8 protein-coding genes are annotated in these 8,011 nt (G+C 68.3%); 4 read left to right on the forward strand and 4 right to left on the reverse strand.

Annotated elements, in window-relative coordinates:
- Nucleotides 1–1,076: NAD(P)/FAD-dependent oxidoreductase (locus tag AC1D1T_RS27555; RefSeq protein WP_477992870.1), on the forward strand; the 1,076-nt coding region annotated here is incomplete at its 5' end.
- A gap of 11 nt (nucleotides 1,077–1,087) precedes the next feature.
- Nucleotides 1,088–2,155 carry an ABC transporter substrate-binding protein gene (locus AC1D1T_RS27560; protein WP_477827107.1) on the forward strand — a complete coding sequence of 356 codons (1,068 nt, stop codon included), beginning with the start codon at nucleotides 1,088–1,090 and terminating at the stop codon, nucleotides 2,153–2,155.
- Between the two features lie 100 nt (nucleotides 2,156–2,255).
- Here the strand turns inward: AC1D1T_RS27560 and AC1D1T_RS27565 are convergent, their stop codons facing one another.
- A complete protein-coding gene (locus AC1D1T_RS27565) occupies nucleotides 2,256–2,948 on the reverse strand; it encodes a glutathione binding-like protein (protein ID WP_047502679.1) in 693 nt (230 codons plus the stop codon).
- A 75-nt stretch (nucleotides 2,949–3,023) separates the two neighbouring features.
- Between AC1D1T_RS27565 and AC1D1T_RS27570 the strand changes: the two genes are divergently transcribed.
- Nucleotides 3,024–3,782, forward strand: coding sequence for a hypothetical protein (locus tag AC1D1T_RS27570; protein ID WP_052211435.1), 759 nt, complete (start codon nucleotides 3,024–3,026; stop codon nucleotides 3,780–3,782).
- A gap of 86 nt (nucleotides 3,783–3,868) precedes the next feature.
- On the opposite strand, the gene AC1D1T_RS27575 is transcribed toward AC1D1T_RS27570, so the two are convergent.
- Genes AC1D1T_RS27575 through AC1D1T_RS27585 form a run of 3 tightly spaced genes read right to left on the reverse strand, consistent with a single transcriptional unit; the run spans nucleotide 3,869 to nucleotide 6,938 of the window.
- Nucleotides 3,869–5,083 carry an acyl-CoA dehydrogenase family protein gene (locus tag AC1D1T_RS27575; RefSeq protein WP_477992871.1) on the reverse strand — a complete coding sequence of 405 codons (1,215 nt, stop codon included), beginning with the start codon at nucleotides 5,081–5,083 and terminating at the stop codon, nucleotides 3,869–3,871.
- Between the two features lie 33 nt (nucleotides 5,084–5,116).
- On the reverse strand, nucleotides 5,117–6,196 hold the full coding sequence (locus AC1D1T_RS27580) for a phosphotransferase family protein (RefSeq protein ID WP_477828761.1): 1,080 nt from the start codon (nucleotides 6,194–6,196) through the stop codon (nucleotides 5,117–5,119).
- Nucleotides 6,197–6,233: 37 nt separating this feature from the next.
- On the reverse strand, nucleotides 6,234–6,938 hold the full coding sequence (locus tag AC1D1T_RS27585) for a Crp/Fnr family transcriptional regulator (RefSeq protein ID WP_047502687.1): 705 nt from the start codon (nucleotides 6,936–6,938) through the stop codon (nucleotides 6,234–6,236).
- A gap of 93 nt (nucleotides 6,939–7,031) precedes the next feature.
- On the opposite strand from AC1D1T_RS27585, the gene AC1D1T_RS27590 reads away from it, so the two are divergent.
- Complete coding sequence (locus AC1D1T_RS27590; RefSeq protein ID WP_477992872.1) at nucleotides 7,032–7,808, forward strand: class II aldolase/adducin family protein; 777 nt, start codon at nucleotides 7,032–7,034, stop codon at nucleotides 7,806–7,808.
- Nucleotides 7,809–8,011: the final 203 nt, after the last annotated feature.

Consider the following 8,011-nt stretch of genomic DNA (forward strand, 5'->3'; position numbering starts at 1 on the left):
CCTGTGCGGCTCGCGCTCCCCTGTGCGGCTCGCGCTCCAGCGGCGTCAACTACGGCGGCGTGCGGCGGCAGGGCCGGCCGCTGTCGCAGCTGCCGCTCGCGCAGCGTGCACACGAGCTGTGGGGCCGCTTGCCGGAGCTGATCGGCACTGACGGCGAATATGTGCGCAGCGGCCATTTCAAGATCGCGCGCAGCGCGGCCGACATGGCCTCGCTGGAGCGCTACCGCGCGATGACCCAGGGCTTCGACCTCGAGCTGGAGCTGGTCTCCGGTGAGCGCCTGCGCGCGCTGTGCCCGTGGCTGGGCCCGAAGGCGGTCGGCGGCTCGCTGTGCCGCGACGACGGCCAGGCCAATCCGCGGCTGGTCTCGCCCGCGTTCGCGCGCGCCGCCGAGCGGGCGGGGGCCGTGGTGCTGGAACGCACGCCGGTCGACGAAGTGATCGGCGACCGCAATGGGTTCACGCTGAGGTCCGGAACCACGCTGGAGGTGCACGCGCCGCTGTTGCTGAACTGCGCCGGCGCCTGGGCCGGGCAGCTCGCGGCGCAGTTCGGCGAGCCGGTGCCGATGCGCTCCGGCCACCCGGCGATGGCCGTCACCGAGCCGCTGCCGCCCCTGATGGACTGGAGCCTCGGCGTCGAGGGCGGGAGCATCTACTGCCGGCAGGTGGCGCGCGGCAACCTGGTGCTGGGCGGCGGCTCGGGCCTCGCGCTCGATGCCGACCGTGCGCGCTCGGAGCGCGACGCGATCACCGCGCTGGCCGGCCAGGCGATCGAGCTGATCCCCGCGCTGCGCGATGCCCAGCTGATCCGCACCTGGAGCGGCACCGAAGGCTACCTGCCCGACCGCGAACCGGTGCTCGGCTGCAGCCGCACGATGCCCGGGCTGATCCACGGCTTCGGCTTCGCGGGGGCGGGCTTCCAGATCGGGCCGGCCGTCGGCGAGGTGCTGGCCGAGCTGGCCCGCGACGGACACACCAGCACGCCGATCGCCGCGTTCGGCATCGAGCGGTTTGCCGCACCCCCGACGCCGCCGGCTGCTTCCGCCCCCTCGTCACTTCCCGAGTTGTCTCATCGTTGAAAGGATCGACCATGCCAAGCACTTCCTCGCTCCGTGCCCGCCGTCTGCTGGTGGGAACCGTGGCCGCCGCTGCCGCGCTGCTGTCCGCCGGCGCCGCGCATGCACAGGCCAAGACGATCTACATCGGCATGAACGGCGGCACGATGGAGAAGGCGTACACCCAGTACGTGTTCCCCGCCTTCGAGAAGATGTACGGCGCCAAGGTCGTCGTCGTGCCGGGCACCTCGTCGGACATCCTCGCGAAGGCGCAGGCCAACAAGGACAAGCCGCAGATGCACGTGATGTTCCTCGACGACGGCATCATGGTGCGCGCGATCGGCATGGGGCTGTGCGAGAAGCAGCGGCCGAGCCCGGCGCTGAACGACCTGTACCCGGCCGCGCGCTTCAAGGGCGACATGGCCAGCGGCGTGAGCCTCGGGATGACGGGCCTCGCCTACAACAAGAAGATGTTCACCGAGAAGGGCTGGGCCGCGCCGACCTCGTGGATGGACCTCGCCGACCCGAAGTTCAAGGGCAAGGTGGTGTTCCAGTCGGTGGCGTCCTCGTCGTTCGGGCTGCACGGCTTCCTGATGTTCAACCGCATCCAGGGCGGCAACGACAAGAACGTCGAGCCCGGCTTCAAGGCTTGGCCGGACAAGATCGGCCCGAACGTGCTCGAGTACATCCCGAGCTCGGCCAAGCTCTCCGAGATGGTGCAGACCGGCGAGGCCGCGCTGTTCCCGCTGACGCCCACCGCGGTGGCGGCCCTCAAGGTGAAGGGCATCCCGGTGGAGTACGCGCAGCCCAAGGAAGGCTCGGTGGTGCTGATGGTCGGCCAGTGCGTGATCGCGAACAACAGCGAGCCCGAGCTGGCGCAGAAGCTCGCCGAGTTCCTGCTGAGCCCGCTGGCGCAGGCCAACGTGCTGCAGTACGGCAGCCAGATCCCGACCAACCCGAAGGCGCCCGCGGTCGGCGAGGGCGCGGCCCAGGTTGCGCAGATCTCTCAGTGGATGAAGAACGCGGTGACGCTCGACTGGGAGAGCATCAACGCGAACCGGCCCACCTGGAACGCGCGCTGGAACAAGACCATCGAGAAATGACGGCCCCCCAGTCGCTTCGCTCCTGCCCCCGAGGGGCGCCACCCCAGGGGCCCGGAAAAGCCGGTTCCCCGGGGCGTTGCTTGATCGTCAGATAGAGAGATCAGCGGCGCTCGTACTGTTGTTTTCCGAAGAGGGCGTTGCGCGCCTTCTCGTCGTTGAGCGGCTTGCGGTGCTCGGCCAGCACCGCGACGCCGCGTTGCACCGCGGGGCGGGCGGCGATCTCGTCGAACCAGCCTTTCAGGTGCGGGAAGTCGTTCCAGTCGATGCCCTGGTTCTTCCACGAGCGCAGCCACGGGAAGATCGCGATGTCGGCGATGCTGTACGCCGGGCCGGCGATGTATTTCGACTTCGCGAGCCGCTTGTCCATCACGCCGTAGAGGCGTTTCGCCTCGTTGGTGTAGCGGTTGATCGCGTACTCGATCTTCTCGGGCGCGTAGATGCGGAAGTGGTGCGCCTGCCCGAGCATCGGGCCGACGCCGCCCATCTGGAACATCAGCCATTCGAGCACCTGGTAGCGCTCGGTGGTGCCGGTGGGCAGCAGCTTGCCGGTCTTGCCCGCGAGGTACATCAGGATGGCGCCCGACTCGAACAGCGAGATCGGCTGGCCGTCCGGTCCGTCGGGGTCGACGATCGCCGGGATCTTGTTGTTCGGGCTGATCGCGAGGAATTCGGGTTTGAACTGATCGCCGGCCCCGATGTCCACCGCCGTCACCTTGTACGGCAGCCCGCACTCTTCCAGCATGATGTGAACTTTGTGGCCATTCGGCGTGGCCCACGAATACACTTCGATCATCTTGTCTTCCTCAGGTCGACGTTCTGCAGCACGGGCGTGCTGTGTGGATGCGACTCTAGTTCAAGCACGGCCTTCATGCTCGACGCGATCAAACGACTGATCTCAGGCAAGCCTGACGGCCCGGATTGGCGGGCGGTGTCGGAGTGGGCCCGCGAGAACAAGATGGCCTTCAAGCGCGTGCGCGAGGAAGAAGGCTTCGTGATCGACGGCGGCATGGACAGCAAGCCGTGGCGCCTCGAATGGGGTTCGCCCCAGCGCCCCTACATCGAGGGCCATGAACTGCGGCTGCGCATGGAGCTCGGCCTGCCGCCGAACCTGCAGGTGCTGCTGCTGTCGCAGCCGTTGCGCGAGACGCTGGAGCGCCAGACCTTCGAGCGCTTCACCGAAAGCACGCAGACCGTGATCGACGGCGCGACGCCGGAAGAGATGCGCTGGCTCGCGATGTTCGCGAAGGTCACGTTCGCGGCCTCGAAGGCGGTGCGCATGCGTTTCGGGCTGGTCGGCAACACGCCGCAGGTGGCGGCCTCGTGGGTCGAGGGCGCGCTGGCCCGGCAGCTCGAAGACGCCAGCGGCAACCTGCTGGCGCAGGAGCCGCCGTTCGTGCTGATGCTGTTGCGCGGCCGGGTCTACCTGCGCATGCAACTCGCCGACCCCGATCTCGCGGCGGTGCGCCAGGCGGTCGGCCTGTTCGAGGTGGCGGTGCTGCAGGCGGTGCGGGTGGCCGGTGGGGTGGGCGCCGGCGAGGGCGCCGCCAGCGGCTGGCCGAGCACGTCGTCGACCGCGTGGCAGACCCAGCTCGGGCCGGATGATCCCAAGGACTCGTCGCGCCATTGAGACCCAGCGGACACCGTGGAACCGGCTTTGCCGGGCCACTGGTGGCGCCCCCTTGAGGGGGAGGCGCGAAGCGCCTCGGGGGTGGGTCAGCTATATCGGCCGAGTTCCATCTTCGCAATCGCATTGCGAWGCACTTCATCCGGCCCGTCCGCAAACCGCAGTGTCCGCGCCGCCGTGTAGAAGTACGCCAGCGGAAAGTCATCGCTCATCCCGCCGCCGCCGTGCACCTGCATTGCCCAGTCGATCACCTGGCAGGCCATCGATGGCGCCACCACCTTGATCATCGCGATCTCGCCCTTGGCGGTCTTGTTGCCGGCCACGTCCATCATCCACGCCGCCTTCAGCGTCAGCAGCCGCGCCTGTTCGATCTTGCAGCGCGCCTCGGCGATGCGCTCGCGCRTGACGCCCTGGTCAGCGATCTTGCGGCCGAACGCGACGCGCGATGACGCCCGTCGGCACATCAGCTCGAGCGCCCGCTCGGCCAGCCCGATCAGCCGCATGCAGTGGTGGATGCGSCCCGGRCCGAGCCGCCCCTGCGCGATCTCGAAGCCGCGGCCCTCGCCGAGCAGGATGCTGCTGGCCGGCACGCRCACGTCGGTGAACGTCATCTCGCAATGCCCGTGCGGCGCATCGTCATACCCGAACACCGGCAGCGGCCGCACCACCTTGACCCCCGGCGCATCGGCCGGCACCAGGATCATCGACTGCTGCGAATGCCGCGGCGCCTCGGGGTCGGTCTTGCCCATGAAGATGTAGACCGCGCAGCGCGGGTCGCCGGCGCCCGAGATCCACCACTTGCGGCCGTTGATCACGTACTCGTCGCCGTCGCGGCGGATGCTCGATTCGATGTTGGTCGCGTCCGACGAGGCCACATCGGGCTCGGTCATCGCGAACGCGCTGCGGATCTTGCCGTCGAGCAGCGGCTCGAGCCAGCGCTTCTTGTGCTCGGCCGTGCCGTAGCGCACGATGGTCTCCATGTTGCCGGTGTCCGGCGCCGAGCAGTTGAACACCTCGCTGGCCCAGGGCACGCGGCCCATCAGCTCGGCCAGCGGCGCGTACTCCTGGTTGGTGAGGCCGGCGCCGAGCTCGCTCTCGGGCAGGAACAGGTTCCACAGGCCTTGCGCGCGCGCCTTGGTCTTCAGTCCCTCGATCAGCTGCAGCGGCGTCCAGCGCTTGCCGGCGTGCGTGTTGGCCTCGATCTCGGCGTTGAAGGCGGCCTCGGCCGGGAAGACGTGCTCGTCCATGAAGCGGGCCACGCGGGCCTGCAGTTCCTGGGTGCGCGGGGAGTAGCTGAAGTCCATGAGGAAGTCTCCGGGAGGTGCTCGGTTGCCGTGTCAGGTGCCTTGTTGCGCAATGCGCCAGCCCATCTCGGCCAGCGGCCGCGCGCCGGCAGCGGCCTGGCGCGCCTGCGCGCTCGAGGCGGTGCCGTCCTCGACCCGCTTCGCGATGCCTTGCAGGATGCCGGCCATGCGGAACAGGTTGTAGGCCATGTAGAAGTTCCAGTCGGCCATCACCGCCTGCGGATCGGCGCGGCCGGTGCGTTCGCAGTAGCGGCGCACGTAGTCGGCCTCGCCCGGGATGCCGAGCGCGGCCAGGTCGAGCCCGCCGATGCCGCGGAACGCGCCGGGCGGGATGTGCCACGACATGCAGTGGTAGCTGAAGTCGGCCAGCGGGTGGCCGAGCGTCGAGAGCTCCCAGTCGAGCACCGCCAGCACGCGCGGCTCGCTCGGGTGGAAGACCAGGTTGTCGAGCCGGAAATCACCGTGCACCACCGACACCTGCGATTCGTCGCGCGCGCTGGCCGGCATGTGGGCCGGCAGCCACTGCATCAACGCGTCCATCGCGTCGATCGGCTGCGTGATCGAGGCCTGGTACTGCTTGCCCCAGCGCGCGATCTGGCGCTCGAAGTAGTTGCCCGGCTTGCCGTAGTCGGCCAGGCCCGCGGCGGCGACATCCACCTGGTGGAGTGCTGCGATCACGCGGTTCATCTCGTCGTACAGGCGGCTGCGCTCGGCGGGTTCGAAGCCGGGCAGCGACTGCTCCCACAGCACGCGGCCCTGGATGAACTCCATCAGGTAGAACGCGCGGCCGATCACCGATTCGTCCTCGCACAGCAGCAGCATCTCGGGCACCGGCACGGCGCTGCCGTGCAGCGCGCGCATCACGCGGAACTCGCGCTCGATCGCATGTGCCGACGGCAGCAGCTTCGCGGCGGGGCCGGGCTTGGTGCGCATCACGTACGAGCGCGACGGCGTCACGAGCTTGTAGGTCGGGTTCGACTGCCCGCCTTTGAACTGCTCGACCTGCAGCGGCCCGGCGAAGCCCGGCAGCGCGGCCTGCAGGTGGGCCTGCAGCGCGGCGATGTCGAACGCATGCGATTCGGCGACGGGTTTGGTTCCGGTGTAGGCGTCCATGCGGTCCTGTCAACGTTCGCGCGTCAGCGCTCGATTCTCAGCGTTCCGAAATCGCGAGCAGCTTGTCCTTCGACAGCACCACCAGCCGCGTCGGCTCGATGCGCACCGCGCCGTCGCGCTCGAAGCCCTTCAGTTCCTGGTTCACGCGCTGGCGCGACGCGCCGAGCAGCTGCGCCAGGTCTTCCTGCGCGAGCTGCAGCCCGATGCGGATCTCCTGGCCCTGCTCGATGCCATAGCTGCGCGACAGCAGCAGGATCTGCTTGGCCAGCCGTGCCGCGAGCGGCATCGTGTTGAGGTCTTCCACCACGTCGAACATCAGGCGCAGCCGGCGGCAGTTCAGCTTCAGCAGCGCCTCGTAGAGCTCGGTGTGCTGCGCGAGCAGTTCGCGGAAATCGGCCTTGCGCACCACCAGCAGCGTGGTCGCGCCATGCGCGTTCGCATCGTGCGTGCGGGGCAGGCCGTCGAACAGCGAGATGTCGCCAAACCACAGCCCGGGCTCCACGTAGGTCAGCGTGATCTGCTTGCCCGAGAGCGAGACCGAGCTGACGCGCACCGCGCCCTTGGCGACGCCGCACCATTCGTCGGCCGCTTCGCCGCGCGACGAGAGCAAGGCGCCGTCGTGCACACGGCGCACGATCGACCGCGAGAGGATGGCATTGCGCAATGGCTGCGAGAGTTTGGAGAACCACGAACCCGATTCGATGTTGGCCTGCTCATCGATTGTAAGAACGGGGGTATTCATGTTTTGTCTCTGACGTGACAGGGTGCGACCTCATTGTCCACGAAGGTCATTGCTGAAAGAGTGCGCGGATTCCCTTCACAAGGAGAGCACATCATGGGCGAACGAGCGCTGGACATCACGAGCAAGGAAGGTCGCGTGAGCGATGCCGAATGGCGCACGCGCGTGGATCTTGCGGCGGCGTATCGGCTGGTAGCGCATTTCAAGTGGGACGACTTGGTGTTTACCCACATCACCGCGCGCGTGCCGGGCGAGGAAGACCGTTTCCTGATCAACCCGTACGGGCTGATGTTCGACGAGATCACCGCATCGAGCCTGGTGAAGATCGACCTGCAGGGCAACAAGCTCGACGACTCGCCGTTCCCTGTGAACCCTGCCGGTTTCACGATCCACAGCGCGATCCATTCGGCGCGCCACGATGCGCAGTGCGTGCTGCACACGCACACGCTGAATGGCGTCGCGGTGTCGGCGCAGCAGGGTGGGGTGCTGCCGCTGTCGCAGCAGTCGATCTTCATCCTGTCGAGCCTCGCGTACCACGACTACGAAGGCGTCGCGCTGCGCGACGAGGAGAAGCCGCGGCTCGTGAAGGACCTCGGCCGCGCCAACTACCTGATGCTGCGCAACCACGGGCTGCTGACGCTGGGGCCGACGATTGCCGATGCGGTGCTCGCGATGTACTTCTTCGAGGCGGTGTGCACGATCCAGGTCCGCGCGATGGCCGGCGGCGTGCCGCTGACGCACATCGATCCGCGGATCATCCAGACGGCGGCGGAGCAGGCGAGGGGGGCGACACGGGGTGTCGGGGCGGGGGCGTTGACGTGGCCGGGGTTGCTGCGGCGGCTGGACCGGATCGACGATGGGTATCGAACGTGATGTCTTCGCGGAAGGCGGGTGCGGGGAGGCTGTGGTGCGCCGTCGGGTGCGGTCTTCGCCCCTCTCGGGGCGAAGACTCCCCTGCGCTGACTGGTTTCATGGCCCGTCGCCCAAACTCCCGCCACTCACTTCGTTCGTTGTGGTCAAACAGTGGGCGACAGTCAGTTCACGATCGCGCTTCGCGCGGGGCCATGAAACCAGCC

This window comes from Rhizobacter sp. P2_H3 (assembly GCF_056403355.1).